The following is a 25,230-nucleotide window of genomic DNA, read 5'->3' on the forward strand; positions in this document are numbered from 1 at the left end:
GCTTCAGGCGTTGGCGCCGCCGTCGATGGTCAGCGCCGCGCCGGTGACGAATCGCCCTTCCGGACCGGCCAGCCAGGCAACCATGCCGGCGATCTCGTCAGCCTTGCCGAAGCGGGGCGTCGCCATCTTCTGCCGCTGGTGTTCGGCATGCGGGCCTTCGGCCGGGTTCCTGTCGGTGTCGGTCGAACCGGGGTGAACGACGTTGGCGGTGATGCCGCGCGAACCGAGGTCTCGCGCCAGCGCCTTGGTCAGGCCAACCAGAGCCGCCTTGCTGGTCGAATAGGCGCTTAGGCTGGTGTCGGTGACGCGCTCCGCCAGATTGCTGCCGATCGAGATGATGCGGCCGCCCTCGCCCATATGGGCCGCAGCCGCTTTCGAGGCGACGAACGGGGCTCTGAGATTAACCTCCATGGTTTCATCGAAGTCGGCCAACGACATTTGCTCGATGGGCGCGGCACGCCAGATGCCGGCGCTGTTGACCAGGATGTCGAGCCGGCCGAAGGCATTCACCGCCTCGGCGACCGAACCTTCGATTGCCGCGGCGTCGCGATTGTCGGCCTGGATGGCGATGGCGCGGCCGCCTGCCGCAATGATCTCGGCAACGACCGCCTGGGCCGGCGCCTCGCTGTTGACGTAGCTGATGGCGACATCGGCGCCATCGGCCGCAAGCGCTTTGCAGGGGCTTGCCGGAACGGCGTGACAAAAAGCTGGCGTTGTGCTGGAAATCCGGTGAGCGGCGGAAACGCGCCGGGAGGGATTGTCCATGAAAAAAGGCTACCGCGAGCTGCTCGACGAAGCCAATGCCGAGATCGAGGTGGTGTCGCCTGAGGAAGCGGCCGGGCTGCTCGACGACGAGGACACCATCTTCGTCGACCTGCGCGACCCGCGCGAAGTGGAGCGGGACGGCCAAATTCCCGGCGCCAAGCATGTCACGCGCGGCATGCTGGAATTCTGGATCGATCCCGAAAGCCCATACCACAAGCCGTTCTTCGCCTCGGGCAAGAGCTTCGTCTTCTTCTGCGCCGGCGGCTGGCGCTCGGCGCTGGCCACCAAGACGGCGCAGGATATGGGGCTGTCGCCGGTTAAGCACATCCTCGGCGGCTACACCGCCTGGAAGGCGGCCGGACTGCCGGTCGAACCGGGCGGCAAGAAGAAATAACCAGTCAGGTCAGTGCAACGATACTGCGTCCTGGTGACCGGTCACAAAGCCGACGGCACGTTCGACGACGCCTTTGTCGGCGAGAATGCGGCGGTGGCCGAGCCCGTCGGCCCAGTGCAACCGCACATGGCTGCCGGCGCCGGCATAGCGCCTGGCATGGTCAGCAGGAACCTCGCGGTCATCGGGCGCGTGGATAACCAGTGTCGGCACCGGCGCTTCGGCCAGCTGGCGGTCGCCGGTGAATTCGTCGAGCGGCCGGCCGGACAGCCGCTTCACTTGATCGGCCATGGAAACCTGCGAACGCGGGCCGACATTGAGCATGCGGCTGAAGTCGGCAAAGATCGCCGGCAGGGAGCTGGGTGCTGCGACCAGCACCAGCCGCTCGGCCGCCACCGGCTGGATGCCGTTGATGGAACCGGCAATGGCGTTGGCGGCGACGGCGCCGCCGAAGGAATGGCCGACGATCGCCTTGAACGGTCCGAACCAGTCAGCCGCCACCTTGGTTGCCTCGACCGCATTGACCATGTTGAGACGACGGCCCAGCGACTGGCCGTGGCCCGGCAGGTCGAGCGAGGCGACCCTGTAGCCGGCATTGCGAAACCCTTCGATCAGCGCACGCATATATTCGGTGCGCGAGCGCCAACCATGGATGACCAGCACTGTGCCGGCGGACGCCCTGCCCGGCTCCGGCCGGAATTCGTGCACCATGACGCAGCCTTTTTTGGTCTTCAGCCGATGATGGCGCGCCTCGGCCATGAAGCCGGCGGCGCGGTCGACAGCGCGCCGCTCGCCGTCGCTCAGCGCCTTCACGCTGGGCGTGCGGCAGAACAGTTCAAAGGCGGCGCGGCCGCTCAGGCGCGGCACCACATGCTCGGCGGCGCCGAACACGCCCCGGATGACCTTCAGTCCAAATGATGCCATAGTGGCGATCCATCCATTCCGTTCAAGCATGAACATAATAGTTCAAACATGAACATTAAACAAGAGCTGCCCTGGGACAACCCGCGCTTTCGCAACTGGGTCGCGGTGGCGCGCGCCTGCCATGTGCTGGAGCGTGCGCTGGCGGTGAAGCTGGCGCCGCTGGACCTGAAGCCGGCGCAACTCGACGTGCTGATGAACCTCTATCGCCACCCCGGCATGTCGCAGCACGATCTCGCCCGCAAGCTGCTAGTCGGCCGCTCCAACATCACGATGCTGTTGCCGCAACTCGAGAGCCGTGGCCTGCTGCGCCGCGAAGGCGACGAGAAGGACAAGCGCGTGCTGCGACTGACGCTTACCGAGGCCGGCACGGAGCTGCTTATGAAAGCGCTTAAGGTGCATATGGCGCTGATCGAGAAGGCGATGAGCCAGTCGACACCGGAACAATGCGACATGATAGGCGAACAGATGCGCAAGATCTACGATGTGCTGAAGGATACCTGAGCGGTTCGATCCGCGCCTCCCACCTTACCACATCGTCTTCTTCGCCCGCTCCGGCCATTCCTTATCATAGGTTTCCGCGTCGATATTTTTGCGGCTGGTGACTTCCAGTATTTTTCCCGGTGTCGGCAGCGATTTCGGATCGACATGCTTTGCCGGGTTCCACAGCTCCGAACGGACGATGGCGCGGGCGCACTGGAAATAGACCGAATCGACATCGACCACGGTGACCGAGCGCGCCGGCTTGCCTTCGACGGTGAAGGAGGCGCACAGCGCGGCGTCGGTGGTGATGCGGGCGCGGCCATTGACGCGCAGCGTCGTGCCAGAGCCCGGCACCAGGAACAGCAGCCCGACGCGCGAATCCCGGATGATGTTCTTCAGCGAATCGGCCCGGTTGTTGCCGCGCCGGTCCGGCATCATCAGCGTCTTCGGATCACGGATGCGCACGAAGCCGGCGAGATCGCCGCGCGGTGAACAGTCTAAGCCCTCCGGCCCACTCGTTGCCAAAGCGACAAAGGGCGAAGCCTCGATGAAGGCGGCATATTCGGGGATGACATGATCGAGTTCCTTGACCGTCGACGCTTCGCCGGGCAGGCCATAGAGCGCTTCGAGCTGTTCAACCGATGTGATCTCAGACATTTTCCCGTCTCCGAACCTTTGCCGGCGCTACTCCCAATCAATGACGTTTTGACGACACCGGCGAGCTATCGGTCGCGGCTCAGCCCCTTCTCCTGGAGTTCCGCAAGATAGGCATTCCAGCGCTCGTCCTTTTCGTGGCCGAGCGTGTGCAGATAGTTCCAGGTGAAGATGCCGGTGTCGTGGAAATCGTCGAAGGTGATGCGCACGGCGTAGTTGCCGACCGGCTCGATCTTCAGGATGGCGACGTTGCGCTTGCCCGGCACCGTCACCCGCTGCTCCGGCGAGTGGCCCTGCACTTCGGCCGAGGGCGAAGCAACGCGCAAAAGTTCGGCCGGCAGTTCGAACGGGTGATGACCGGGAAAGGTGACGGACAGCAGTTTTCTGTCCTTCGAGACTCTGAGTTCCTTCGGCGCCGTCATTGTCGTCCACCCTGCATCAATCCACCCTTCCCTACGCTGCTTCGCTCAGCCGGAAAAGGTCATTTAGACCCTGCCGACATCGGATGTCGGCCAGGGAATGTTACCAAAGATCAAGAGCGGCTATCTTGAATGGCGGGTTGGTTCGTATCACATAGCTGTATATAACGGCGCCACTAGCAGCCATTGGAATGCTTGACGCATGGACATGATCGATCCTTTCGGTCGCACGATCAGCTACTTGCGCGTGTCGGTCACCGACCGCTGCGATTTCCGCTGTACCTATTGCATGGCCGAGGACATGGCGTTCCTTCCCAAGAAGGATCTGTTGTCGCTCGAGGAACTTGACCGGCTCTGCACTGTCTTCATCGAAAAGGGTGTGCGCAAACTGCGCCTCACCGGCGGCGAGCCGCTGGTGCGCAAGAACATCATGCATCTGGTGCGCCAGCTGTCGCGGCATTTGAAGAGCGGCGCGCTGGAAGAACTGACGCTGACCACCAACGGCTCGCAGCTGTCGCGTTTTGCCGCCGAGCTCGCCGATTGCGGCGTCGAGCGCATCAATGTCTCGCTGGACACGCTCGACGCCGACAAGTTCCACGCCATCACCCGCTGGGGCCATCTCGACAAGGTCATGCAAGGCATCGACGCCGCGCAGGCGGCGGCGCTGAAGGTCAAGCTCAACGCGGTGGCGCTGAAGGATTTCAACGACGCCGAGATACCTGAGATGCTGCGCTGGGCGCATGGCCGCGGCATGGACCTCACCGTCATCGAAACCATGCCGATGGGCGAGATCGACGCCGACCGCACCGACCAGTATCTGCCGCTGTCGCTGCTGCGCGCCTCGCTGGAGCGGCAGTTCACGCTGAGCGACATCCCCTACAAGACCGGCGGCCCCGCCCGCTACGTCCATGTCGCCGAGACCGGCGGCCGGCTCGGCTTCATCACGCCGATGACGCATAATTTCTGCGAAAGCTGCAACCGCGTGCGGCTGACCTGCACCGGCACGCTCTATATGTGCCTCGGCCAGGAGGATGCAGCCGACCTGCGCGCGCCGTTGCGTGCGTCCGAAGGCAACGAACTGGTCGCCACCGCAATCGACGAAGCGATCGGCCGCAAGCCAAAGGGCCATGATTTCATCATCGACCGACGCACCAGCCGCCCCTCGGTATCGAGGCATATGAGCGTCACCGGCGGCTGATTTTTCCGCGTTCTCGTGCGAAGGATGACTCCACTTTTTGACCGGAGGCATGGCATGAAGCGTTTTTTCTCAGGTTTGGTATCGGCAGCATTGATCGCGGCAAGCAGCGCCGCTGCCGCGCCGTTCACCTACACCAATGCGCGCTTCGGCACCGTCTGCACCTTTCCCGACGAAATCTTCACAGACCGCCAGCCCGAGCCGGACAATGGTGACGGACAGCAATGGCTCAGCGCCGACGGCGCCAGCCTGATCTGTTCCGGCATCTTCAACGTCAGTGAGGACACTCCCAAAACCTTCGTTGCCGAGGAGAAGGCCAGCAAGGAGGTGGGCTACGAGATCAGTTACACCAAGACAGGCAAGAACTGGGCGGTGCTGTCGGGGCTGAAGGATGGAAAGATCTTTTACGAGCGGCGCCTGTTCGGCAAGGAAGGCGTCATTCACACCATATGGATCGACTATCCGCCGGCGGTGAAAGCGAAATACGATCCGCTGGTCGGCGCCATCGCCGGCAGCCTCAAAGCCCATTGAGCATTTTCGGACACATCCCAGAAAGTCTTCTGCGCAAAACGGCCGGCGGATTTACCGCAAGCGCGATCAGGCCTAGCTTCCCGCCTGTAGCGGTTCTTTGTTCACTGGGGGAATACGACATGCGCAAACTCTTACTTTCACTTGCAGTGGTTGGGCTTGCAGCCGGGCCGGCAGCAGCACAATCGATCGGCGGCAAGTACACCGTCGCCGGCACCAATTTCGACGGCTCGAAATATGGCGGCGAAGCAACCATCACGCTGACCAGCGAGACCACCTGCACCATCCACTGGGAAACCGGCGGCTCGTCCTCGGACGGCATCTGCATGCGCAACGACAATGCCTTCTCCGCGGGCTATGTCATGGGCGAAGAGATCGGCCTCGTCGTCTACAAGGTGGAGGATGATGGCTCGCTGCACGGCCTATGGACGATCGCCGGCAAGAACGGCAGCGGCACCGAGGTGCTTACGCCGAAATGAGGCGACCGGCCATCGGATTGGCCCTCGCTGGGATTTTACAGGCCACGGGTGAAAATCCGTGGCCTATTTCTTTGACGTTGCTGTCTTGCCGCCGACTGCTACAGGCTTGAGCGGGTCACCGTTTCTCCGAAACGTCGAACCGCTCTATTCTTTGTTTTCACGCAATTCCGGACGGAAAACCGTTTCACACTTTTCCTGGAATTGCTTTTGCAAAACCGGTAACGCCCTTGCCTCTTTCTCCAAATCTTCGCGGTGCGCTGTTCATGATGGTGGCCATGATCGGCTTCACCCTCAACGACGCCATCACCAAGTTCTCGTCGGAATCGATGAACATGGCGCAGGTCATGCTGGTTCGCGGCGCCTTTGCGTCGGTGCTCGTCGGCCTGCTCGCCTGGCAGCAAGGCGCGCTCGCACGTCCGGGCTCGATGCTGCAGCCGCTGGTGGCGTTGCGCGTCGTCGGCGAGGCCGGCGCTACCGTCGCCTTCCTTGTCGCGTTGGCGCATTTGCCGATCGCCAATGTGTCGGCAGTGCTGCAGGCGCTGCCGCTGGCGGTGACGATGGGCGCGGCCCTTGTGTTTGGCGAAGGCGTCGGCTGGCGGCGCTGGCTGGCGATCGCCGTCGGTTTCGGCGGCGTGCTGATCATCGTGCGACCGGGCTTCGAAGGGTTCAGTGTCTATTCGCTGTGGGCACTCGTCAGTGTCGCCTGCTGTGCGGTGCGCGATCTCGCCACCAAACGCATACCGCAGGCCATCCCGACCTTGCTGGTGTCGACGGCAACCGCGATCGCCATGACCGTTGTCGGCGCAGTGTTGCTTTCGCCGATGGGCGGCTGGACGCCGATGTCGGGCAAAGGCACCGCGCTGCTGGCGCTGGCGGCGGTGCTGGTGCTAATCGGCTACCAGTTCATCATCATGGCGATGCGGGCTGGCGACATCTCCTTCATTGCGCCGTTCCGCTACACCGCGTTGTTGTGGTCGATCCTGCTTGGCCTCAGCATTTTCGGCGACATCCCAGACCTGCCGATGATCGTCGGCTCCGCCATCATCATCGGGTCCGGTCTTTACGCGCTCTATCGCGAGCGGGTCGTCGGCCGGCAGAAGCCCGCGGCCGAAAGCGCTGGACCCGACATGGCGCCGGACGGCATATAGGGCCATGAGCCAAGACATTGCAGGGATCATCCTGGCCGGAGGCCTGTCACGGCGCATGGGCGGCGGCGACAAGACCTTGCTCGCCCTTAGCGGGCGGCCGCTGCTCGACCATGTCGTTGCCCGTTTGGCGCCACAGGTCGGATCGCTGGCGCTGAGCGCCAATGGCGATCCGGCACGTTTTGCGGCGTCCGGACTTTCGGTTCTCGCCGATACGGTCGAAGGCCATGCCGGACCGCTGGCCGGGATCCTCACCGGCCTCGAATGGGCGGCGGCAAACACCGCGTGCAAATCCTTGGTGACGGCCGCCGGCGACACGCCGTTCCTGCCGGCCGATCTGGTCGCAATGCTGGCCTCCGCCGCAGCCGATCGGTTAGGCTCGATCGCGGTTGCCAGTTCCAGCAGCAGGCGGCATCCGACCTTCGCGCTGTGGCCGCTCGGGTTGCGTCAGGCGCTGCGCCATTTCCTGGTCGACGAGGACAACAGGCGAGTCTCCGCCTTCATCGAGCGCCATGATTTTGTCGAGGTGGAGTTTCCCTTGTCCACTCTTGGCGGCAGTGAGATCGACCCGTTCTTCAACATCAACACGCCAGACGACCTTGCGGTGGCCGAGTGTCTGTTGCAGAGCATCGCGCAATGAACATCTTCGGCATCACCGGCTGGAAGAATTCCGGCAAGACCACACTGACCGAGAAGCTGGTCACCGAGCTCGTCCGGCGCGGCTGGACGGTGTCGACGGTCAAACACGCCCATCATGAGTTCGACATCGACAAGCCGGGAGCCGACTCCTTCCGCCACCGCCAGGCGGGGGCCACGGAAGTCGCGGTGGTGTCGGGTGTGCGCTGGGCGCTGATGCATGAATTGCGCGGCGAGGACGAGCCGACGCTGGAGACGATCCTGTCGCGGCTGGCACCGTGCGACATCGTGCTGGTCGAAGGCTACAAGCGCGAGGCGCACAAAAAGATCGAGACCCGGCGGCTCGAGGCCAAGGACCGCTCGCCGCTCTCGGCAAATGATGCGCATATCGTGGCGATTGCCGCCGACTTCGCGGTCACTGGCGAAAGCCTGCCGGTGTTTGATCTCAACGACACCGGAGGGATAGCCGACTTCATCGAGCGTGCCACCGGCCTCAAACCCTGAGGCCCCTGCCCGAGCCCGGTTCAGCCGGTCTCTCCAGCGGTTTCATTGTCTGACCCGGCGTCAGCATTGGCTGGACCCGCAAATCCCGCAAGCAACGGTTTTACAGTTGCTTTTCTCCCGAAAACAGTGGGAGTATCGCGCCAGCGGGCGGTCAAAAGCACCGCCCCACAGAGCCGTTTCGGAACGACGGCCGGGAGCAATAAAGAGAGGACTATCATGCGTATTGCACTGCGTATCGCGCTCGCCGCATCGGCTGCGCTGCTGACGCTCGGCGTCGCCCAGGCTCAGGAAACCCTGAGGATCGGCACCGAAGGCGCCTACCCCCCCTTCAACAATTTGACCGCCGATGGCCAGCTCGTCGGCTTCGACATCGACATCGCCAAGGCGCTCTGCGACGAAATGAAGGTCAAATGCACCTTCGTCGCCCAGGATTGGGACGGCATCATCCCGGCGCTGCAGGCCGGCAAGTTCGACGCCATCGTCGCCTCGATGTCGATCACTGCGGAGCGTAAGGAAAAGGTCGACTTCTCTAACAAATACTACAACACCCCCTCGGCGATCGCCGTGCCGAAGGACTCGACCCTCAAGGGCGTGACCAAGGAAGATCTGGCCGGCAAGACCATCGGCGTCGCCACCACGACCACGCATTTCAACTATGCCTCGAAAACCTACACCGACAGCACGGTCAAGGGTTATCCGAGCAGCCCCGAGGAGCAGGCCGATCTCGCCAATGGGCGTCTCGATGCGATCGAGGACGATATCGTCGTCTTGCAACAGTTCCTGGATTCGCCTGAAGGCGCCTGCTGCAAGATTCTCGGCCAGCCCTCGCCGCAGCCGGTCGAGATCTTTGGACCGGGCGCCGGCATCGCCGTGCGCAAGGGCGAGACGGATCTGGTCAAAAAGCTCAACAGCGCCATCGACGCCATCCGCGCCAACGGAAAGTACAAGGAAATCAACGACAAGTACTTCAAGTTCGACGTTTTCGGCGCCGAGTCCTGATCACCTGAAACAAGGCGGCGGGGGAAACTTCTCCTGCCGCCTTGGCCTGACAGAAGTGGAGACAAGACCCGTCAATGCCAAGCCAGAACATATGGATACTTCTGAGTTGGGGACCCGATGGCTGGATTGACGATATTGCCTATGGCGCACTGGTTACCATCGCGCTTGCGCTGGCGACGCTGCCCATCGGCCTGACAATCGGCTTTTTCGTTGCCTGGGCCAAACAATCCGATGAACCGTCGCTGCGGCTGGCAGCCAATATCTACACCACCGTCTTCCGCGGCCTGCCGGAACTGGTGACGCTGTTCCTGTTTTTCTTCGGTGTGCCGATCCTGTTGCAGCACCTCGTGCGATATTTCCGGCCCGACGCGACCATCGACGTCAACAGCTTCGTCGCCGGCATGATCGTGCTGTCGCTGATCTTTTCATCCTATGCCAGCGAGGTGTTTCTTTCAGCCTTTCGAGCCATTCCAAAAGGTCAGTATGAGGGCGGCTATGCGATCGGCCTTTCGAATTGGCTGACCATGCGCAAGGTGATCTTGCCGCAACTCCTTCGCATCGCATTTCCGGGACTTGAGAACTGCTGGCTGAGCCTGCTCAAGGATACGTCGCTGGTGTCGGTCGTCGGCCTCGCCGAGACGCTGCGCAATGCCTACACTGCTGCTCGCGTTACCAAGCACGCGTTCTTGTTTTATGGCGTTGCGGCCATGGTCTTCCTTGGTTTGGCCGTCGTTTCATCCTTTGCCACCAGCGCGATCCTGCGCTCGCTCGGCCGGCGGGAGGCGCAACGATGAGCGTCACCGCCGCCTTGGTCGAACGACCGCCACCCCGGGCGCGCGGCTGGCCGCGCAGCCGTGTCATCGGCTATGCGATGGTCGGTTTCTGGATCCTGTTCGGCCTCGGCATCGTCAGTTATCTGATCTTTGCCTGGAACGCCGACTTCTTCGCCAAATATGCTCCGGCCTATCTGAAAGGCCTGCAAACCACGCTGCTGCTGGTCTGCATATCGATGGTGCTCGGAGCGATCCTGTCGGTGCCGGTCGCCTATGGGCGCATGTCCAGCAACCGGATCCTGTCCGGCCTTGCGTATTGCTATGTCTATTTCTTCCGCGGCACGCCGCTGCTGGTTCAGACCTATCTGGTCTACTACGGACTGGGATCGTTCAGGGCTGAGCTTCAAACGGTCGGTCTCTGGGATTTCTTCAAGGACGCTTTCAACTGCGGTGTGTTTGCCTTCGCACTCAACACCGCCGCCTATCAGGCCGAGATCCTGCGCGGCGCCATCGAAAGCGTGCCGAGAGGCCAGTGGGAAGGCGCCGCTTCACTCGGCCTGCACAAGTTGCAGACGCTGCGAAAGATCATTCTGCCGCAGGCGTTGATCGTCGCCTTGCGTCCCTATGGCAACGAGTTGATCCTGATGGTCAAGGCTTCGGCCATCGTCGCCATCATCACCGTTTACGATCTGATGGGTCAGGCCAAGCTTGCCTTTGCCAATTCGTTCGACATCCAGGCCTATATCTGGGTCGCCCTCGTCTATCTGGTGATGGTCGAGATCTTGCGCCATGGCGTTGAATGGATCGAACGCCGGATCACCATACATCTGAAGCGTTGACTGGTCGGCTGCACCAGTCGATCGGCTCATGCGCGTCTTGACGAACTGCGCGCAGAGCCTAGAGCTTGCGCGGACAATTTCGCTTCCATCTGAAGGGCAAACCTATGGCATCTGTGGCATTTCTCGGTCTTGGCGTGATGGGCTATCCCATGGCCGGGCACCTCAGGAACAAAGGCGGCCACGAGGTCACCGTCTACAACCGCACCGCGGCGAAAGCCGAGCAATGGGTGGCCCAGCATGGCGGCAAGCTTGCCCTGACGCCGGCCGAGGCAGCCGAGGGCCAGGATTTCGTCTTTTCCTGCGTCGGCAATGACGACGATCTGCGCTCCGTGACGACCGGAGCCAACGGCGCCTTCGCCGCGATGAAGAAAGGTTCGATCTTCATCGACAACACCACCGCTTCGGCCGAGGTCGCGCGCGAACTGGCCGAAGCTGCTGAAAAGGCCGGCTTTTCCTTCCTCGACGCGCCGGTCTCCGGCGGCCAGGCGGGCGCCGAAAACGGTGTGTTGACGGTGATGGTCGGCGGCGACCAGGCTGCCTTCGACAAGGCCAAGCCGGTCATCGACGCTTTCGCCCGCATGGTCGGCCTGATGGGGTCGTCGGGCGCCGGTCAGCTCACCAAGATGATCAACCAGATCGCCATTGCCGGGCTGGTTCAGGGACTGGCCGAAGGCATCCATTTTGGCAAGAAGGCCGGGCTCGACATCGAAAAGGTGATCGAGGTGATCTCCAAGGGTGCTGCCGGTTCCTGGCAGATGGAGAACCGCCACAAGACGATGAATGCCGGCAAATATGATTTCGGTTTTGCCGTCGACTGGATGCGCAAGGATCTCGGCATCTGCCTTGATGAAGCCGACCGCAACGGCGCCAAACTGCCGGTGACGGCGCTTGTCGACCAGTTCTACAAGGATGTGCAGGCGATGGGCGGCAAGCGCTGGGACACGTCTTCGCTGCTGGCGCGCCTGGAGAAATAGGCTGGGATGGTCGAGCTATCGCCCCAATCCAGCGCCGACGACATCGTCGCGCATTTGCGGTCGATCGGCTCGGAAGAAAATCGCCGCGGCATGCTGCGCTACGGCATCAAGATCGAGCGGGCGCTGGGCATTTCGCATGGCATGCAGCGGCAGATCGCCAGGAAGATCAAGCGCAACCATGAACGAGCCTTCGAGCTTTGGCAGACCGGCATCATGGAGGCGCAGTTCATCGCATCCGTCACGGCCGACCCGAAGCGCTTTTCCGCAGCGGATGCAAGGCAATGGGCGGCATCCTTCGATTCCTGGGATATCGTTGACGGCGTCTCCGATCTCTTCGTCGACACGGACGCCTGGAAGGAACTGATCGAGGAGTTCGCGGCGGACGAGCGGGAGTTCGTTCGACGCACGGCTTTTGCCATGATGGCCTGGTCTGTCGTGCATCGAAAGCAAGAGCCGGCAGCGACCTTCCTCGGCTTCCTGCCGACCATTGAAGCGCATGCCACCGACAGCCGCAATTTCGTGAGGAAGGCGGTAAACTGGGCGCTTCGTTCGATAGGCAAGCGATCGGTGGAGATGCACGGCGCTGCCCTTGTCGTGGCCGAACGCCTGGCGCAGTCGACCGACAAAACGGCGCGCTGGAACGGCAAGGACGCCGTCAGGGAGCTGACCAATGCCAAGACGCTCGAGCGGATCGCCGCCAGAAAGGCCTGATCTCGCAAAACTTCGTTTTGCCGAGGTGACGCGGCACACGCGCGCCGATTTCGAAAACCTGTTCGAAGCGCCGGGCGGACCGAAATATTGCTGGTGCATGGCCTGGCGCCATTCCAGCCGCGAGCATGTCGAGAACGATGAGAAGAAGCGCATGATGATGGCGTCTATCGAGGCCGGCACGCCGGTCGGTATTCTGGCCGAGCTCGATGGCAAGACCGTCGGCTGGTGCTCGGTCGCACCGCGCCAGACCTACCGCAAGCTATCGCCGCAACAGGACGATGCCGAGACGGATATCTGGTCGATCGTCTGCTTCTATGTGCCGAGAGCGCTGCGCGGCGGCGGGCTGGCGGCTGCCCTGCTCGAGGCTGCCGTCGACCATGCCTTTGCCAAGGGTGCGCGCACCGTCGAGGCCTATCCGGTCGACCAGGCATCGCCGAGCTATACCTTCATGGGTTTTCGCGACATGTTCGCCGCTCGCGGGTTCCACGAGATCGGCATGGCCGGCTCTCGCAGACATGTGATGCGGCTCGAGCGTTGACGCAATCGGCCACGGCGTCTTTACTCCCAGCACAAAGGAAGCGGCCGATGAGCAGACATCTCAAACCGACCATGGCGCTTGCAGCCGCGTTGCTGGCATCCGCTACCTTTGATGCCTCGGCACAGACCGCGCACATCTTCTGGAAGGATCTGCGGCCGGCGACGCAGGCGGTTGCCGAAGATGCCGGCCTGCCGATGATCGCGGCAAAACTGCCCGATCATGGCGAGACGCTGTCGCTCAACCTCCAGGACAAGACCGTTCAATTAGCCGGCTATGCATTGCCTGTCGATCGCGATGGCGACCTCGTTTACCAGTTCCTGCTGGTGCCGTGGACAGGCGCCTGCAGCCACATGCCAACGCCGCCGCCGAACCAGATCGTGCTGGTCACGCCGGCCCGTCCCTACAAGATGTCGAAGGCCTATGAGTCGGTTGCCGTGACCGGCGCTTTGCAGCCCGGCATGGAGAAGAGCCAGCTGTTCATTCTCGACGGCGTCTCGATCATCCAGTCCGGCTACACCGTGCGCAAAGCCGAGGTGGTGGCTGTCGACAACGTGCCGGATACGATCACGCTGCCGGTCAACTCGCCCTGGACTTTTCTCAACAAAAAGAAGAACTAGCAGGTTTAGCCTTAAGCCGCGTTGGCCCCGGATTCCTTGTCCAGCACCATGTAGTCGAGCGGCATTTCGGTCGTGTACTTGATCTGCTCCATGGCGAAGGACGACGACACGTCGCGGATCTCGATCTTGGCAATCAACCGCTTGTAGAAGGCGTCATAGGCGGCGATGTCGGGTACAACCACGCGCAGGAGATAATCGACGTCGCCGCTCATGCGGTAGAATTCGACCACTTCGGGAAATTCCTGGATGACTTCGGAAAAGCGCCGCAGCCATTCATGGCTGTGCGAATTGGTGCGGATCGACACGAAGACGGTGACGCGCACATTGACCTTTTCGTGATCGAGAATGGCGACGCGCCGCTTGATGACGCCCTCTTCCTCGAGCTTCTGGATACGGCGCCAGCACGGCGTTGTCGACAGGCCGACTTTCTTGGCAACATCGGCAACCGCGAGCGTCGCATCCTCCTGCAGGAGGCGGAGAATTTTTCTGTCGAGGCGATCCATTGAGATGCTCCCTGGTGCAGGCCGCGTTCCCTCGGGCGCGGCGCGCTTTGGGAATAGATTGGCTATACTCCCTCTTATTTAGGCCTTTCACAAGAAAGAAATTCTGCCGAATGGCATAAAAGCGAGTGATATCTTGCTTAAAGCTTAAGCAATGCGATAGCGGATTTCCGATCTCAGGAAGGGCAGCAAATCCATTTCAAACCATGGATTCTGCTTCAGCCAGCCGGAATTGCGCCAGGAAGGATGCGGCAGCGGCAGCACTTTCAGGCTGGCCGGCGTATCCCAGATGGCGCGCCAGTCCCTCACGGTTTCGGTCAGCGATGACCGCCGCGCCTCACCCATATGCCAGGACTGCGCGTAGGAGCCGATCGTCAGAACCAGATCGATCTGCGGCATCAACGCCATCAGCGGCGCGCGCCAGGCCGGCGGGCATTCGCGGCGCGGCGGCAGGTCGCTGCCCTTGGCGTCCTGGCCGGGAAAACAGAACCCCATCGGCACGATGGCGAATTTCTCGGTGTCGTAGAATTCCTCCGCGCTGACACCCAACCAGCTTCGCAAGCGGTCGCCGGACGCGTCGGTGAACGGCATGCCGGAAAAATGCACCTTGGTGCCCGGCGCCTGGCCGGCGAGCAGGATGCGGGCGCTGGATGACGGCAGCAGCACCGGGCGCGGCTCATGCGGCAGCGGCCGTCCCACAGGATTGTCGACGCAGATGCGGCAGGCGCGGATCTTTACCGTCAGGCGTTCGAGGTCCGCCTCCATCTCAGGCGGAAGCGCTCGGCCGGCTGGTGACGGCGCTGTACCAGCGTAGCACGTTGGAGCACTCGTCCGGTACCTTGATGCGCGCCGGTTTCATGAAGTCGATGGCGATCATCCCGGTGATATCGGCGATCGAATAGGTGTCGCCTGCGGCGAATTCCCGGTTTGCCAGTTCGGTGTCGAGCAGGTTCAGGAATTCGACCGCTTTCGTCTTGTTGGCTTCGCCCCATTCGGGGATTTGCGGAATTTCCCATTCCTTCATTGCCGGATGGATGTGGCGAAAGGCCTGAGCGACGCAACTGAGCAGATTGAACTCCATGCGCCTTTGCCACATCTCGACCTTGGCCTTGCCGAGCGCGCCTTGCCCGAACAGCGCCGGCTCCGGCTGCAATTCCTCGAAATAGCGGCAGATGGCGACGGATTCGGTGAGGATGCTGCCGTCGTCGAGTTCAAGCACCGGCAGCCGCTCCAGCGGGTTGCGTGAGCTGACCGGCTCCTGTTTGTGCCCCATGGCACCCATGTCGACCGGCACCAGTGGCACTTCGATGCCTTTTTCGGCGAGGAAGACCCGGACACGCCGCGGATTGGGGGCGCGGCCACCGTCGAACAGTTTCATCTCAATCCTCCCGATATTTGCTGGCAACCACGGGGCTTGCTATAGGACACGGCCTGCCTCTCACCGGAAGCGAAAGATTTCGCGCAAGGCGTCACCGAACGAAGCCAGCGTGCCGTGCCGTCTTTCGACCGGGCCTTCGTGGTGGCTTTCGCGCCAGTCCTGCGGCTGGTCGAACGTGCCGGCCCAGATGCCGGCCTTGCCGGCGCGGGCAACGGCCTGCTCGGTTTCGTAGTCGCCATAGGCGATGGCCCAGCCGGCCTCAACCTGGGCGCGGTTCAAATCCTTGCCGCCGGCCTTGCAGTCCCCGAGCAGGCGGCCGTAACGGTCGCGCTGCCAGCCGCTGCAGGTCACCGGATTGCCTGATGTCAGCCGCACCAGCGCCTGCCGCGCCAGCCTGCCGCAGGCATAGTCGGCGCCGTCCTTGCGGCAGATCTGCTGGTATTCCGGAGCATCTATGCCGCGCATGCGGATGCGTTCAGTGCCAAGGGTCAGCGAATCGCCGTCATTGACGATCGCGGCGCCCTCCGCCTTGCGCGTCTCGAAGCGGTCGAGCCGCGCGGCGAGCAGGATCAGCAGGCCGAGCATGAGAACGGTCAGCGCGTAATCCAGCAATCTGCGCCACAGGCTTCGCGGCTGCGGCGGATAGTATCGCCGGCGCGGCCTTGGCGACCACGAACGGCTCATATGGCAAACAGTCTCTTAATCATTCGAACGTAGCTTAACGAATTGAGATCGCTGCGCGCATAAATTGAAGTTTCCATGCCTCTGCTACGCTCGAACACAGCGGATAAATTCATTGTGGACCGCAGGAAACCGCACCGCAACAGCGATGTGGCGCGCGCGGTGCGCAGAACGCGCGACCGTCTTTCGCAACAGGTCGGCAATCTCGACTTCGACCGCGAGCTCCTGAAGCTGCATGCCCGCGCCATGGTGGGGGGTGCGACCGTCATTCCACTTTTGGTGCTGGCGATCGCGGCGACCGGGATTCTGGCGGGCATAGACAAGCAGATCAGCATCTGGGCGCTGTTCACGCTCATCTGCTATTCGATCGTTGCCTTTATGGCGCGGCGCGTCGAACGCACCGAAGCGGCCGAACTCGACCCTATTTTGACACGCCGGGATTTTCTGATCGGCCATTCGCTGTGCGGCCTCGGCTGGGCCTGGTTCGCCTGGCTCGGCTGCGCCTCCTGCCAGATCGACTATTTCCCGGTGATCAAGGCGATGGTGCTGCTGCTGGCGATGGCAGCGACCGCCATTACCGCGTCGTCCTTGCGCAGCGCGCTGCTCGCCACCTTCGTCATTCCGGTGGCGGTCTATGCCTATGCCGAATCAAAACTGTGGATGTCGGTCGAGACGATGATGGTCGCAATGCTGGTCGCGGCTCTGCCGTTCTTCGCCTACTTCGCGCGTCATCTCAACCACTCGTCGTTGATGCTTCTATCGTTCCGCTCCGAAAAGGATGCGTTGCTCGCCGAGGTCGAGACAGCGAAATCGATGTCGGACGAAGCTCGTCGGCGCGCCGAAGACGCCAATCTGGCGAAGTCGCGCTTTCTCGCCTCGATGAGCCATGAGCTGAGAACACCACTCAATGCCATTCTCGGTTTTTCCGAGGTGATGGCCAATGAGGTGCTGGGGCCGATGAGCAACCCCACCTATCGTGACTACGCCCGCGACGTGCACGATTCCGGCCAGCACCTGCTCGACCTGATCAACGAGATCCTCGACCTGTCGCGCATCGAGGCCGGCCGCTACCAGCTCAACGAGGAGCCGGTGATGCTGCTCAACATCGCCGAGGATTGCTGCCACATGATGGAGTTGAAGGCGCGCAACAAGGACATCCGCATCGTCCAGGATTTCGAAAGCGCCTTGCCACGCCTGTTCGCCGACGAGCGGGCGGTGCGGCAGATCACGCTCAACCTTCTGTCCAACGCCATAAAATTCACCGCCACCGGCGGCGAAGTTCGTGTGCGCGTCGGCTGGACGGCGGGCGGCGGCCAATACATTTCGGTCAAGGACAACGGGCCGGGCATTCCGGAAGACGAAATCCCGATCGTGCTGTCCGCCTTCGGCCAGGGCTCGATCGCCATCAAGAGCGCCGAACAGGGCACCGGGCTCGGGCTGCCGATTGTGCAGGGCCTGCTCGCCATGCATGGCGGCGAATTCGAACTTCTTTCCAAATTGCGCGAAGGCACCGAGGCGATCGCCATCTTCCCGCTGAGCCGGGTGATGGAGGAATTGCCCGCGCTGCCGACCAAGGCGGTAGCGGCGCGGCGGCGCTAGCGGCCTGTTCTATGCTTTGACCGCAGCCGCCATGCCCGAACTGGTAAGCGCGGCGGCCTTGACCAGGCCGGCGGCAAGGGCTGCCCCTACCCCCTCGCCGTGGCTGACGCCGAGATCGAGCAGCGGAATGATGCCGAGCCGCTCGACGGCAAGCCTTTGGCCGGGCTCCGGCGACAGGCTGGCCAGCAGACAATGGTCGAGCGTCGCGGGATTGGCGGCGTGCAGCACCGCCGCCGCGGCGGTCGCGGCAAAGCCATCGAGCAGCACCGGGATCTTCTGCATCCGGGCAGCGATGATGGCGCCGGCGATGGCAGCGAATTCGCGGCCACCGACCCGGCGCAGCGCCTCCAGCGGATCCCTGAGAGCAGCGCCGTGAAAGGCAAGGGCGGCGTCGACGACGTCAGCCTTGCGCGCCTGCATGGCCGCGTCGGCGCCAGAGCCGGGGCCGACCCAATCGGCGCCGCTGCCGCCGAACAAGGCCGCGCACAAGGCTGCCGCGACAGTGGAATTGCCGACGCCTAGATCGCCGAGGCAGATCAGATCGGCGCCACCGGCAATCGCTTCCATGCCGAAGGCCATGGTGGCGGCGCAGCCACGTTCGTCGAGGGCCGCGTCCTCGGTGATATCGGCGGTCGCAATGTGCAGCGCCAGGTCGAAAACTTTCAGGCCGAGATCGTTGGCGATGCAGACCTGGTTGATCGCGGCACCGCCGGCAGCGCAAAACTCGACGGCACTGGCGGTCGCAGCGACGTCGCGCGGCGAAATGCCGTGACGGGTGACGCCGTGGTTGCCGGCGAAAATCGCCACCAGGGGCCGGTTCACCGCCGGCGGCGCGCGGCCGCTCCAGGCGGCAAGCCAGGCCGCGATGTCCTCGATGCGGCCGAGCGAACCCTTCGGCTTGTCGGCCCTGGCAAGCAGCGTGCGCACGCGCGCCTCGGCCGTCTCGTCAGCCGGCGGCAGGTTCGCCAGCAGATCGCGGAAATCGTCGAAAGGCAGTGCGCTGGTCATGACGTCGGTGCTCATCTCCAAGATTGCCAAGCGGCATAGCCGCCTTGCCCGGCCGGCACAACCATCAAGCCGCAACCACAACCATCAAGCCGCAACACTGGGCCGTGCCGCAAAAGCGGCTGCCGGTGGCGAAATCCGGAGGGCTTGCATTGGCTTTGCCGTTGCACCATGTGGAAGCGGGACAAGGGATTCCGCAAAGGGATCTCACGAGAACATCATGACGGCCATCGAATCCCCCTGCATCCTGGTCTGTTCGATCGACATGAAAACCGGCTTCTGTTTCGGGTGTGGTCGCACGCGCGATGAAATTGGCGCCTGGATGGGCATGACGCCGGAAAACCGTCGCAGCGTCATGGCCGAATTGCCGGCCCGGCTGGAGACGGTCGAGCGTCGGCCGCGCCGGGAAACACGCCGCAGCCGCGTGGCGCGCGAGCGCGACGTCCTCTCGTGAAACGGCAGACCCAATGAACCGACTGTTCTGGATCGTGATGGCGGCAATCAGCGTCGGGCTGGTGCTGCTGATGATCAACAACGACGCCGGCAGCACGTTCGGCATCGAGAACTACGATTTCAGCCGGCTGGTCTGGCTGGGCGCGATCGGCTTGCTGGTCAGCGCCGGCCTGATCCGATCCGGCAGGCCGCTCGGCGCCATGGCCCGCAATCTCGGCACCTGGGCCGCGATCGTGCTGGCGGTCGTCGCCGGCTACCAGTACCGCTACGAGTTGCAGGATTTCGCAAGCCGGGTGACGGCAGGCCTCATTCCCGGCAGCCCGCTGGCGCTCGGCGTCGAGGATGGCCACGCCACCGTGACGCTGGACAAGGCCGACAGCGGCCATTTCGAAGCCCGCATCACGATCAACGGCGCGCCGATCCGCACCGTGGTGGATACCGGCGCGACCAGCACGGTGCTGACGGCCGAAGACGCGCAAGCGGCCGGCTTCAATCCGGCTGCATTGAGCTTCACCGTTCCGGTCTCGACCGCCAACGGCATGGCGCGCGCCGCTTCGGTGAGGACCGACGAACTAGCGATCGGCGGCATCGTACGCAAGAACATGCAGGTCATGGTCGCCGCACCGGGCGCACTCAGCCAGAGCCTGCTCGGCATGAATTTTATTGGCTCGCTGTCGGGTTTCGACGTGCGCGGCGACCGGATGATTTTGCGCGACTGAACCGCCTAGGCGGCCTGTTCGGCGCGGTCGAAATCGACGGCAGCGAACGCCACCTTCAACACATCCGGCCCTGCGCCGGGCTTCGTCGCATCGGTCGACAGGATCTGCCGGAAGCGGCGCGCGCCGGGCAGACCGTGGAACAGGCCGACCATGTGGCGGGTGACATGGCCGAGCCGCCCACCCTGCGCGATATGGCGCGCGGCGTAATCAGCCATCGTATCGATCAGCGCGGCGAAATCGAATGCGCCGGGTTCAGCCCCATAAAACGCGGCATCGACGCCCGCCAGAATGCCCGGCGTGTGATAAGCGGCGCGGCCAAGCATGGCGCCATCGACATGATCGAGGTGTCGAACAGCCTCCTCGAGCGATTGAATTCCGCCATTAATGCCGATGAATTTGTTCGGTTTTCCAGCCTTGAGGCGATAGACCCTGCCATAGTCTAGCGGCGGGATATCGCGATTTTCCTTGGGGCTCAGCCCCTCCAGCCAGGCCTTGCGGGCATGCACCCAAAGCGCGTCGGCGCCGGCCGCGAAGACGCCGTCGGCCAGCGCATTGAGCGCGGGCTCGGGATCCTGCTCATCGACGCCGATGCGGCATTTCACCGTCACCGGGATCTTCACCGCCACCTTCATCGCCGCCACGCAATCGGCGACAAGGTCGGGCACCTTCATCAGGCAAGCGCCGAACGTGCCCGACTGGACGCGGTCCGACGGGCAGCCGACATTGAGATTGATCTCGTCATAGCCGAAGGCCTCGCCGATGCGCGCCGCCTCGGCCAGCTTTTGCGGATCGGAGCCGCCGAGCTGCAGCGCCACCGGATGTTCGGCGTCATCAAAGCCAATCAGGCGTTCGCGTGCACCATGGATGACGGCATCCGCCACCACCATCTCGGTATAGAGCAGCGCGCGACGCGTCAGTTGGCGATGGAAGAACCGGCAATGCCGGTCCGTCCAGTCCATCATCGGGGCGACTGAAATCCGGACGCTTTTGTAGTCGTTATCTTGCATTCGTGGTGGCTTTGCCGCTGCTACTTGCCGCTCACATAGGCGATTTCGTGGTGTTTTCCTACCCTCAACACCGCGTCCGCCTCAGGCAGGTTAAGGCCCGGATTAGCGCGAGCTTTGTCGAGGCAGCTGTAGACGCCGACGGCGACCGTGCGGACCGTGATCAGGCCGCCCGACAGACCGGAACGGCTCAATTCGAGCGTCTGTCGACGTAGGTGTAGACGCCGGCCCCTATGGCGACCGCACCGACCGTGATCACGATCGATGGTGCGCCCATCAAACTGGCGAGGACCGCCCAGACAAGAGCGATGACGATAGCGCCGAGTGTTCCCAGGATCAGTCTCGGCAATGTCTGCCCCTCCACGTGCGGCCGTCCGTGGATTGGTCATCAACCACCGGTCACGCGCAGCATGAAAGCACAGTATAGCCCGTGAGGTGAAGGGCCGGGCGGGAATAGGCTGGTGCGCGAAACAGCGGCCCGAGCCACTACGGCGCAGGCGTTCAATCACAAAATGACTGGACCAGGTCCCTAACGTCTCAGCGCGTAGACTTCGGCCATGCTTTCGCCGCCCATTGGCAGCGCCATGTCGTCGTCGAGCAGGCGGGTGATACGGGCAAAACCGGTGAAGGCCTTCCTTGCCTCCTCAGGCGACATCCGGCCCGACAGGGCCGCGGAGCAGCAATTCAGGGCACATTGATACACAGGCCCACGCCGACCCAACGGCCATTTCTGCAGAAAGACCATCGCTTCGGCAACGCTATCGACTTCCTCGACGGGGTGTCCCTGCCCGCGCGCAATGCGCACCGGCGTAAAGAAATGCAAGCGGTCCATTTTGTTCTCTCCCTGGTCGGCCGCAGCGCGAACCAACCTTGTTAAATTCGCGAACAGCGAGTTGGTTCCGCTTCTTGCAAGAAAATTTGCGAGGGTTGGCTTGGGATTGTCGGCGGCCGGATTTTATCCGGAACGTTACGCCCGCTGACGCATTTCGCTCTCGTGTTCGCCTTTGAGGGACAGTCCAAATCATGCGCATAGCCCACGTCGCCCCCCTGCACGAATCCGTGCCGCCCAAGCTCTATGGCGGCACCGAGCGGATCGTTTCCTATCTCACCGAAGGGCTGGTCGAACTCGGCCATGAGGTGACCTTGTTCGCCAGCGGGGACAGCCACACATCAGCCAGACTGGTTCCGGGCCGCGAACGCGCGCTGCGCCTCGATCCGCGCCCGCTCAAGTCGGACACCGCGGCGCATCTCGCGATGCTAGCAGCTGTGAGGAACCGAGCTCAGGACTTTGATATCATTCATTTTCACCTCAGCCACTTCCTGCATTTTTCGTTCTTCGAGCATATGCCGGACAAAACGGTGACGACGCCACACGGCCGACTCGATTATGTCGATCTGGCGCCGGCCTATGAGCGCTTTCCACGCTTTCCCCTGATTTCGATCTCGCGCAGCCAGAGAAGCGGGCTTGCCAACGCCAATTGGCTGGCGACCATCCATCACGGGCTGCCGATCGGCCTCTACCAGCCGACCTTCGAGCCGGCGGCCGACGAACCATATCTTGCCTTTCTCGGCCGGCTGTCGCGCGACAAGCGGCCGGACCGGGCGATCGACATCGCCTTGCGCTCGGGCATGAAGCTCAAGCTGGCGGCCAAGATCGGTGATGACGACCGGGCCTATTTCCACGAGACGATCGAACCACTGATCGACGGCGACCGCATCGATTATGTCGGTGAGATCGCCGAGGACGAAAAGGCTGAATTCCTCGGCAATGCCGCCGGGCTCCTGTTTCCGATCGACTGGCCCGAGCCGTTCGGCCTTGCCGCGATCGAGGCGATGGCCTGCGGTACGCCAACCATTGGCTGGAACTGCGGTGCGTTGCCGGAAGTCATCGACCATGGCGTTACCGGCTTTATCGTCGATTCACTCGACGGCGCGGTCGCCGCGTTGCCAGCCTTGCTGCAGCTCGACCGGAGAAAGGTGCGCGCCGTTTTCGAAAAGCGGTTCTCCGCCAACAGGATGGCCCGTGACTATCTCTCTGCGTATGTGCGCCTGATCGGCAATTCAGCGGAAAAGAAAGCGTCTTGAACGACGGCCGACGCTCCGAACCCGAAAACAGAGATCTGTGACTGATGACTGAACTTGACGAGCGCAAGCTCGACCCTGCCGTGGCCCTCGCCTCCCTCGACGAAACCGCGCCGCGCGAGCCGCACCGGCTGTTCGCCCTGAAACAAGGCGATTGCTTTGCGGTGGCCGATGCCTATGGCGACATCCGAGGCGCCGGTGACGGCTTCTTCCGTGACGACACGCGCGTTTTGTCAGAGTTCCGGCTCACCGTTGGCGGCCGGCAGACATCGCTGCTCGGCGCCTCGCTCAGCCAGGACAATGTGCTGTTCACCAGCAATTTGACCAACCTGCCGATGCAAAGCGTCGGGGGCCGCGACATCCCTCAGGGCGCAATCCACATCGAACGCGTCAGGCTGCTGTGGCAGGACCGGCTGTTCGAACGCATCACCCTGTCCAACTACAGCCAGGAGCATTCGGCGATCCGCATCTCGCTGCACTTCGCCGCCGATTTCCGCGACATGTTCGAGGTGCGCGGCTCGACCAGGCCAAAACGCGGCACGGCGCATGCGGCCGAGATCGAGCCCACCTCCGTCGTGTTGCGCTACGACGGGCTGGACGGGCTGGCACGTATGTCGGCGATCTCGTTCTCGCAGGCGCCGGACCAGCTCAGCGCCGAGCGCGCGGATTTCCTCATCGCGGTGACCAAGCGCAGCAGCAAGGTATTCTATGTCGAGGTTGGTCCGGAACTGGCCGAGCCGCCTGACCGCGACCGGTTCCGGGCGGCTGCGGCGCGCGCCCGCTTCGGCATGCGGGCCAAGCGCCGCCATGGCGCGACGGTGCACAGTTCGGGCCGCGTCTTCAACGACTGGGTGGAACGTGCCCGCGCCGATGTGGCCTTGCTGACCACCGAGCTGTCGACCGGCCCCTACCCCTATGCCGGCATACCCTGGTTTTCCACCGCCTTCGGCCGCGACGGCGTCATCTCGGCGCTGCAGATGCTGTGGCTCAATCCCGGCCTGGCGCGCGGCGTGCTCACCTTCCTCGCCCAGCACCAGGCGACCGAGACATCACCGTTCAGCGACTCGCAGCCCGGCAAGATCATGCACGAGACGCGCAAGGGCGAGATGGTGGCACTGCAGGAGCTGCCCTTCGGCCGCTACTATGGCGGCGTCGACACCACGCCGCTCTACATCCACCTTGCCTGCGCCTATGCAGAGCGCACCGGCGACATGGACTTCATCGCCAGCCTGTGGCCATCGCTTTGCGCCGCCGCCGAGTGGACGGAAGATGCAAGCCGGGCGACCGGCTTCGTCACCTATCAGCGGGCCGCCGAATCCGGCCTTGCCAACCAGGGCTGGAAGGACAGTTTCGACTCTGTCTTCCACGCCGACGGGCGCATTCCCAAGGGTCCGATCGCGCTGGTGGAAGTGCAAGGCTATGTCTTTGCCGCCTTCAGGGGCCTGGCGGCGCTCGCCCGCCGCCGGGGCGAGTTCGCGCAAGCCGATCACTGGGAAAACCGCGCCGAAGAGATGCGGATCGCCGTCGAGCGCGATTTCTGGCTCGACGATCTGGGTTTCTATGCGCTCGCCATCGACGGCGCCGGCGAACCCTGCAAGGTGCGCACCTCCAATGCCGGTCACCTGCTCTATGTCGGGCTGCCCGAGCCGGCGCGGGCGCAGATGGTCGCCGACCAGCTGCTATCGGCGTCCTTCCAGTCGGGCTGGGGGGTGAGGACGCTTGCCGACGATGCGGTGCTGTTCAACCCGATGTCGTACCACAATGGCTCGATCTGGCCGCACGACACGGCGATTTGCGGCGCCGGCCTGGCGCGGTTTGGCGAGCGTGACAATGTGGTGCGGCTGATGAGCGGCACGTTCGAATCCGCCGTGCATTTCAACATGCGGCTGCCGGAATTGTTCTGCGGTTTTACCCGCTCGGTCGGCGAAGCGCCGATCGCCTATCCCGTCGCCTGCCTGCCGCAGGCGTGGTCGGCGGGTTCGGCCTTCATGCTGATGCAGGCTTGCCTCGGTCTGGAAATCGACGGCTGGAATGGCGAAATCCATGTCACCCGCCCAAGGCTGCCGATCGGCATCGACACGCTGACGCTGAGGCATCTGGGCGTCGGCGAAAAGAAGGTGGATCTTACCTTCCAGCGCGTCGGCGACCGCGTCGTCGCCTTTCTCGCCGACCGCCATGAAGGGTTGGTTCCGCTGATCGTGCGAAGCTGAACTGGGTCATTTTCGCGGGAACCGATCG

33 protein-coding genes are annotated in these 25,230 nt (G+C 63.0%); 20 read left to right on the plus strand and 13 right to left on the minus strand.

What is annotated here, in order from left to right; genetic code table 11:
* Positions 1-3 precede the first annotated feature (3 nt).
* Positions 4-765: an SDR family oxidoreductase gene (locus AC1D1L_RS06755; protein ID WP_477339938.1), complete on the minus strand. Its 762-nt coding sequence runs from the start codon at positions 763-765 to the stop codon at positions 4-6.
* Between AC1D1L_RS06755 and AC1D1L_RS06760 the strand changes: the two genes are divergently transcribed.
* Positions 764-1,159, plus strand: a complete 396-nt coding sequence (locus tag AC1D1L_RS06760) for a rhodanese-like domain-containing protein (protein ID WP_192254046.1) — start codon at positions 764-766, stop codon at positions 1,157-1,159. The two genes, AC1D1L_RS06755 and AC1D1L_RS06760, sit on opposite strands and share 2 nt — an antisense overlap.
* A 9-nt stretch (positions 1,160-1,168) precedes the next feature.
* On the opposite strand, the gene AC1D1L_RS06765 is transcribed toward AC1D1L_RS06760, so the two are convergent.
* Entirely contained in the window at positions 1,169-2,080 is a 912-nt protein-coding gene (locus AC1D1L_RS06765; protein ID WP_477339940.1) for an alpha/beta hydrolase, read from the minus strand.
* Positions 2,081-2,128: 48 nt separating this feature from the next.
* Between AC1D1L_RS06765 and AC1D1L_RS06770 the strand changes: the two genes are divergently transcribed.
* Positions 2,129-2,581 carry a MarR family winged helix-turn-helix transcriptional regulator gene (locus AC1D1L_RS06770; RefSeq protein WP_192254043.1) on the plus strand — a complete coding sequence of 151 codons (453 nt, stop codon included), beginning with the start codon at positions 2,129-2,131 and terminating at the stop codon, positions 2,579-2,581.
* A gap of 24 nt (positions 2,582-2,605) precedes the next feature.
* Here the strand turns inward: AC1D1L_RS06770 and AC1D1L_RS06775 are convergent, their stop codons facing one another.
* Positions 2,606-3,217, minus strand: a complete 612-nt coding sequence (locus AC1D1L_RS06775) for a pyridoxamine 5'-phosphate oxidase family protein (protein ID WP_477339942.1) — start codon at positions 3,215-3,217, stop codon at positions 2,606-2,608.
* 65 nt (positions 3,218-3,282) lie between these two features.
* Positions 3,283-3,636 carry a gamma-butyrobetaine hydroxylase family protein gene (locus AC1D1L_RS06780; protein WP_112561700.1) on the minus strand — a complete coding sequence of 118 codons (354 nt, stop codon included), beginning with the start codon at positions 3,634-3,636 and terminating at the stop codon, positions 3,283-3,285.
* A 199-nt stretch (positions 3,637-3,835) separates the two neighbouring features.
* On the opposite strand from AC1D1L_RS06780, the gene moaA reads away from it, so the two are divergent.
* From moaA to AC1D1L_RS06845, 13 genes are all read left to right on the plus strand, one after another.
* Positions 3,836-4,831: a GTP 3',8-cyclase MoaA gene (gene moaA, locus AC1D1L_RS06785; protein ID WP_477339944.1), complete on the plus strand. Its 996-nt coding sequence runs from the start codon at positions 3,836-3,838 to the stop codon at positions 4,829-4,831.
* A gap of 54 nt (positions 4,832-4,885) precedes the next feature.
* Entirely contained in the window at positions 4,886-5,359 is a 474-nt protein-coding gene (locus tag AC1D1L_RS06790; RefSeq protein WP_477339946.1) for a hypothetical protein, read from the plus strand.
* A gap of 119 nt (positions 5,360-5,478) precedes the next feature.
* Positions 5,479-5,835, plus strand: coding sequence for a hypothetical protein (locus AC1D1L_RS06795; protein ID WP_477339947.1), 357 nt, complete (start codon positions 5,479-5,481; stop codon positions 5,833-5,835).
* A 227-nt stretch (positions 5,836-6,062) separates the two neighbouring features.
* The gene (locus tag AC1D1L_RS06800) at positions 6,063-6,983 is read left to right on the plus strand and encodes a DMT family transporter (RefSeq protein WP_477339949.1); all 921 of its coding nucleotides are present in this window, start codon (positions 6,063-6,065) and stop codon (positions 6,981-6,983) included.
* A gap of 4 nt (positions 6,984-6,987) precedes the next feature.
* On the plus strand, positions 6,988-7,620 hold the full coding sequence (gene mobA, locus AC1D1L_RS06805) for a molybdenum cofactor guanylyltransferase MobA (RefSeq protein ID WP_477339951.1): 633 nt from the start codon (positions 6,988-6,990) through the stop codon (positions 7,618-7,620).
* Positions 7,617-8,120, plus strand: coding sequence for a molybdopterin-guanine dinucleotide biosynthesis protein B (mobB, locus tag AC1D1L_RS06810; protein WP_477339953.1), 504 nt, complete (start codon positions 7,617-7,619; stop codon positions 8,118-8,120). Before mobA ends, mobB begins: the two co-directional genes overlap by 4 nt.
* A gap of 216 nt (positions 8,121-8,336) precedes the next feature.
* Positions 8,337-9,119 (plus strand): ABC transporter substrate-binding protein, encoded by a 783-nt coding sequence (locus tag AC1D1L_RS06815; protein WP_477309758.1) that lies wholly within the window; start codon positions 8,337-8,339, stop codon positions 9,117-9,119.
* 74 nt (positions 9,120-9,193) lie between these two features.
* A complete protein-coding gene (locus AC1D1L_RS06820) occupies positions 9,194-9,913 on the plus strand; it encodes an ABC transporter permease (protein ID WP_192254027.1) in 720 nt (239 codons plus the stop codon).
* Positions 9,910-10,731 (plus strand): ABC transporter permease, encoded by an 822-nt coding sequence (locus AC1D1L_RS06825; protein WP_477339956.1) that lies wholly within the window; start codon positions 9,910-9,912, stop codon positions 10,729-10,731. Before AC1D1L_RS06820 ends, AC1D1L_RS06825 begins: the two co-directional genes overlap by 4 nt.
* 104 nt (positions 10,732-10,835) lie before the next feature.
* Entirely contained in the window at positions 10,836-11,705 is an 870-nt protein-coding gene (locus tag AC1D1L_RS06830) for an NAD(P)-dependent oxidoreductase (RefSeq protein WP_477339958.1), read from the plus strand.
* 6 nt (positions 11,706-11,711) lie between these two features.
* On the plus strand, positions 11,712-12,416 hold the full coding sequence (locus AC1D1L_RS06835) for a DNA alkylation repair protein (RefSeq protein ID WP_477339960.1): 705 nt from the start codon (positions 11,712-11,714) through the stop codon (positions 12,414-12,416).
* Positions 12,376-12,954 carry a GNAT family N-acetyltransferase gene (locus AC1D1L_RS06840; protein WP_477339962.1) on the plus strand — a complete coding sequence of 193 codons (579 nt, stop codon included), beginning with the start codon at positions 12,376-12,378 and terminating at the stop codon, positions 12,952-12,954. The genes AC1D1L_RS06835 and AC1D1L_RS06840 overlap by 41 nt, the downstream gene beginning before the upstream one ends.
* Positions 12,955-13,001: 47 nt before the next feature.
* Positions 13,002-13,571: a DUF3299 domain-containing protein gene (locus tag AC1D1L_RS06845; protein ID WP_477339963.1), complete on the plus strand. Its 570-nt coding sequence runs from the start codon at positions 13,002-13,004 to the stop codon at positions 13,569-13,571.
* A gap of 11 nt (positions 13,572-13,582) precedes the next feature.
* Here AC1D1L_RS06845 and AC1D1L_RS06850 read toward each other — a convergent pair whose 3' ends face one another.
* The 4 genes from AC1D1L_RS06850 to AC1D1L_RS06865 all read right to left on the minus strand — a co-directional run bounded on the left by AC1D1L_RS06850 (position 13,583) and on the right by AC1D1L_RS06865 (position 16,133).
* Complete coding sequence (locus AC1D1L_RS06850) at positions 13,583-14,074, minus strand: Lrp/AsnC family transcriptional regulator (protein WP_006333679.1); 492 nt, start codon at positions 14,072-14,074, stop codon at positions 13,583-13,585.
* 144 nt (positions 14,075-14,218) lie between these two features.
* A complete protein-coding gene (locus tag AC1D1L_RS06855) occupies positions 14,219-14,836 on the minus strand; it encodes a uracil-DNA glycosylase family protein (protein ID WP_477339965.1) in 618 nt (205 codons plus the stop codon).
* A 1-nt stretch (position 14,837) separates the two neighbouring features.
* Entirely contained in the window at positions 14,838-15,449 is a 612-nt protein-coding gene (locus AC1D1L_RS06860) for a glutathione S-transferase (protein ID WP_477339967.1), read from the minus strand.
* Between the two features lie 60 nt (positions 15,450-15,509).
* The gene (locus AC1D1L_RS06865; RefSeq protein WP_477339969.1) at positions 15,510-16,133 is read right to left on the minus strand and encodes a thermonuclease family protein; all 624 of its coding nucleotides are present in this window, start codon (positions 16,131-16,133) and stop codon (positions 15,510-15,512) included.
* A gap of 75 nt (positions 16,134-16,208) precedes the next feature.
* On the opposite strand from AC1D1L_RS06865, the gene AC1D1L_RS06870 reads away from it, so the two are divergent.
* Entirely contained in the window at positions 16,209-17,729 is a 1,521-nt protein-coding gene (locus tag AC1D1L_RS06870; protein WP_477339971.1) for a sensor histidine kinase, read from the plus strand.
* Positions 17,730-17,738: 9 nt separating this feature from the next.
* On the opposite strand, the gene AC1D1L_RS06875 is transcribed toward AC1D1L_RS06870, so the two are convergent.
* Positions 17,739-18,737 carry a nicotinate-nucleotide--dimethylbenzimidazole phosphoribosyltransferase gene (locus AC1D1L_RS06875; protein WP_477340731.1) on the minus strand — a complete coding sequence of 333 codons (999 nt, stop codon included), beginning with the start codon at positions 18,735-18,737 and terminating at the stop codon, positions 17,739-17,741.
* A gap of 217 nt (positions 18,738-18,954) precedes the next feature.
* Between AC1D1L_RS06875 and AC1D1L_RS06880 the strand changes: the two genes are divergently transcribed.
* Positions 18,955-19,188 carry a DUF1289 domain-containing protein gene (locus AC1D1L_RS06880; protein ID WP_477339973.1) on the plus strand — a complete coding sequence of 78 codons (234 nt, stop codon included), beginning with the start codon at positions 18,955-18,957 and terminating at the stop codon, positions 19,186-19,188.
* 13 nt (positions 19,189-19,201) lie between these two features.
* On the plus strand, positions 19,202-19,906 hold the full coding sequence (locus tag AC1D1L_RS06885; protein ID WP_477339974.1) for a TIGR02281 family clan AA aspartic protease: 705 nt from the start codon (positions 19,202-19,204) through the stop codon (positions 19,904-19,906).
* A 5-nt stretch (positions 19,907-19,911) separates the two neighbouring features.
* On the opposite strand, the gene dusA is transcribed toward AC1D1L_RS06885, so the two are convergent.
* The 4 genes from dusA to AC1D1L_RS06905 all read right to left on the minus strand — a co-directional run bounded on the left by dusA (position 19,912) and on the right by AC1D1L_RS06905 (position 21,742).
* On the minus strand, positions 19,912-20,913 hold the full coding sequence (gene dusA, locus AC1D1L_RS06890; protein WP_477339976.1) for a tRNA dihydrouridine(20/20a) synthase DusA: 1,002 nt from the start codon (positions 20,911-20,913) through the stop codon (positions 19,912-19,914).
* 20 nt (positions 20,914-20,933) lie between these two features.
* Positions 20,934-21,104 (minus strand): hypothetical protein, encoded by a 171-nt coding sequence (locus AC1D1L_RS06895; protein WP_477339978.1) that lies wholly within the window; start codon positions 21,102-21,104, stop codon positions 20,934-20,936.
* Positions 21,101-21,259 (minus strand): hypothetical protein, encoded by a 159-nt coding sequence (locus AC1D1L_RS06900; protein ID WP_162712116.1) that lies wholly within the window; start codon positions 21,257-21,259, stop codon positions 21,101-21,103. The genes AC1D1L_RS06895 and AC1D1L_RS06900 overlap by 4 nt, the downstream gene beginning before the upstream one ends.
* A 180-nt stretch (positions 21,260-21,439) precedes the next feature.
* A complete protein-coding gene (locus AC1D1L_RS06905) occupies positions 21,440-21,742 on the minus strand; it encodes a DUF982 domain-containing protein (RefSeq protein ID WP_477339979.1) in 303 nt (100 codons plus the stop codon).
* Between the two features lie 191 nt (positions 21,743-21,933).
* Here AC1D1L_RS06905 and AC1D1L_RS06910 point away from each other — a divergent pair, with 191 nt between their 5' ends.
* Entirely contained in the window at positions 21,934-22,995 is a 1,062-nt protein-coding gene (locus tag AC1D1L_RS06910; protein ID WP_477339981.1) for a glycosyltransferase family 4 protein, read from the plus strand.
* Positions 22,996-23,039: 44 nt separating this feature from the next.
* Positions 23,040-25,202 (plus strand): amylo-alpha-1,6-glucosidase, encoded by a 2,163-nt coding sequence (locus AC1D1L_RS06915; protein ID WP_477339983.1) that lies wholly within the window; start codon positions 23,040-23,042, stop codon positions 25,200-25,202.
* Positions 25,203-25,230: the final 28 nt, after the last annotated feature.

The sequence above is a fragment of the Mesorhizobium sp. P2_D6 genome (assembly GCF_056404315.1).

What these genes read in the sequence shown, in the direction of transcription:
- AC1D1L_RS06835 (WP_477339960.1), top strand. Translation starts at nt 11,712, where the DNA reads ATGGTCGAGCTATCGCCCCAATCCAGCGCCGACGACATCGTCGCGCAT.
- AC1D1L_RS06845 (WP_477339963.1), top strand. Translation starts at nt 13,002, where the DNA reads ATGAGCAGACATCTCAAACCGACCATGGCGCTTGCAGCCGCGTTGCTG.
- AC1D1L_RS06755 (WP_477339938.1), bottom strand. Translation starts at nt 765, where the DNA reads ATGGACAATCCCTCCCGGCGCGTTTCCGCCGCTCACCGGATTTCCAGC.
- mobA (WP_477339951.1), top strand. Translation starts at nt 6,988, where the DNA reads ATGAGCCAAGACATTGCAGGGATCATCCTGGCCGGAGGCCTGTCACGG.
- moaA (WP_477339944.1), top strand. Translation starts at nt 3,836, where the DNA reads ATGGACATGATCGATCCTTTCGGTCGCACGATCAGCTACTTGCGCGTG.
- AC1D1L_RS06865 (WP_477339969.1), bottom strand. Translation starts at nt 16,133, where the DNA reads ATGAGCCGTTCGTGGTCGCCAAGGCCGCGCCGGCGATACTATCCGCCG.
- AC1D1L_RS06915 (WP_477339983.1), top strand. Translation starts at nt 23,040, where the DNA reads ATGACTGAACTTGACGAGCGCAAGCTCGACCCTGCCGTGGCCCTCGCC.
- AC1D1L_RS06830 (WP_477339958.1), top strand. Translation starts at nt 10,836, where the DNA reads ATGGCATCTGTGGCATTTCTCGGTCTTGGCGTGATGGGCTATCCCATG.
- AC1D1L_RS06780 (WP_112561700.1), bottom strand. Translation starts at nt 3,636, where the DNA reads ATGACGGCGCCGAAGGAACTCAGAGTCTCGAAGGACAGAAAACTGCTG.
- AC1D1L_RS06855 (WP_477339965.1), bottom strand. Translation starts at nt 14,836, where the DNA reads ATGGAGGCGGACCTCGAACGCCTGACGGTAAAGATCCGCGCCTGCCGC.
- AC1D1L_RS06815 (WP_477309758.1), top strand. Translation starts at nt 8,337, where the DNA reads ATGCGTATTGCACTGCGTATCGCGCTCGCCGCATCGGCTGCGCTGCTG.
- AC1D1L_RS06880 (WP_477339973.1), top strand. Translation starts at nt 18,955, where the DNA reads ATGACGGCCATCGAATCCCCCTGCATCCTGGTCTGTTCGATCGACATG.
- mobB (WP_477339953.1), top strand. Translation starts at nt 7,617, where the DNA reads ATGAACATCTTCGGCATCACCGGCTGGAAGAATTCCGGCAAGACCACA.
- AC1D1L_RS06760 (WP_192254046.1), top strand. Translation starts at nt 764, where the DNA reads ATGAAAAAAGGCTACCGCGAGCTGCTCGACGAAGCCAATGCCGAGATC.
- AC1D1L_RS06840 (WP_477339962.1), top strand. Translation starts at nt 12,376, where the DNA reads ATGCCAAGACGCTCGAGCGGATCGCCGCCAGAAAGGCCTGATCTCGCA.
- AC1D1L_RS06825 (WP_477339956.1), top strand. Translation starts at nt 9,910, where the DNA reads ATGAGCGTCACCGCCGCCTTGGTCGAACGACCGCCACCCCGGGCGCGC.
- AC1D1L_RS06875 (WP_477340731.1), bottom strand. Translation starts at nt 18,737, where the DNA reads ATGACCAGCGCACTGCCTTTCGACGATTTCCGCGATCTGCTGGCGAAC.
- dusA (WP_477339976.1), bottom strand. Translation starts at nt 20,913, where the DNA reads ATGCAAGATAACGACTACAAAAGCGTCCGGATTTCAGTCGCCCCGATG.
- AC1D1L_RS06910 (WP_477339981.1), top strand. Translation starts at nt 21,934, where the DNA reads ATGCGCATAGCCCACGTCGCCCCCCTGCACGAATCCGTGCCGCCCAAG.
- AC1D1L_RS06885 (WP_477339974.1), top strand. Translation starts at nt 19,202, where the DNA reads ATGAACCGACTGTTCTGGATCGTGATGGCGGCAATCAGCGTCGGGCTG.
- AC1D1L_RS06905 (WP_477339979.1), bottom strand. Translation starts at nt 21,742, where the DNA reads ATGGACCGCTTGCATTTCTTTACGCCGGTGCGCATTGCGCGCGGGCAG.
- AC1D1L_RS06820 (WP_192254027.1), top strand. Translation starts at nt 9,194, where the DNA reads ATGCCAAGCCAGAACATATGGATACTTCTGAGTTGGGGACCCGATGGC.
- AC1D1L_RS06765 (WP_477339940.1), bottom strand. Translation starts at nt 2,080, where the DNA reads ATGGCATCATTTGGACTGAAGGTCATCCGGGGCGTGTTCGGCGCCGCC.
- AC1D1L_RS06790 (WP_477339946.1), top strand. Translation starts at nt 4,886, where the DNA reads ATGAAGCGTTTTTTCTCAGGTTTGGTATCGGCAGCATTGATCGCGGCA.
- AC1D1L_RS06870 (WP_477339971.1), top strand. Translation starts at nt 16,209, where the DNA reads ATGCCTCTGCTACGCTCGAACACAGCGGATAAATTCATTGTGGACCGC.
- AC1D1L_RS06770 (WP_192254043.1), top strand. Translation starts at nt 2,129, where the DNA reads ATGAACATTAAACAAGAGCTGCCCTGGGACAACCCGCGCTTTCGCAAC.
- AC1D1L_RS06850 (WP_006333679.1), bottom strand. Translation starts at nt 14,074, where the DNA reads ATGGATCGCCTCGACAGAAAAATTCTCCGCCTCCTGCAGGAGGATGCG.
- AC1D1L_RS06860 (WP_477339967.1), bottom strand. Translation starts at nt 15,449, where the DNA reads ATGAAACTGTTCGACGGTGGCCGCGCCCCCAATCCGCGGCGTGTCCGG.
- AC1D1L_RS06775 (WP_477339942.1), bottom strand. Translation starts at nt 3,217, where the DNA reads ATGTCTGAGATCACATCGGTTGAACAGCTCGAAGCGCTCTATGGCCTG.
- AC1D1L_RS06795 (WP_477339947.1), top strand. Translation starts at nt 5,479, where the DNA reads ATGCGCAAACTCTTACTTTCACTTGCAGTGGTTGGGCTTGCAGCCGGG.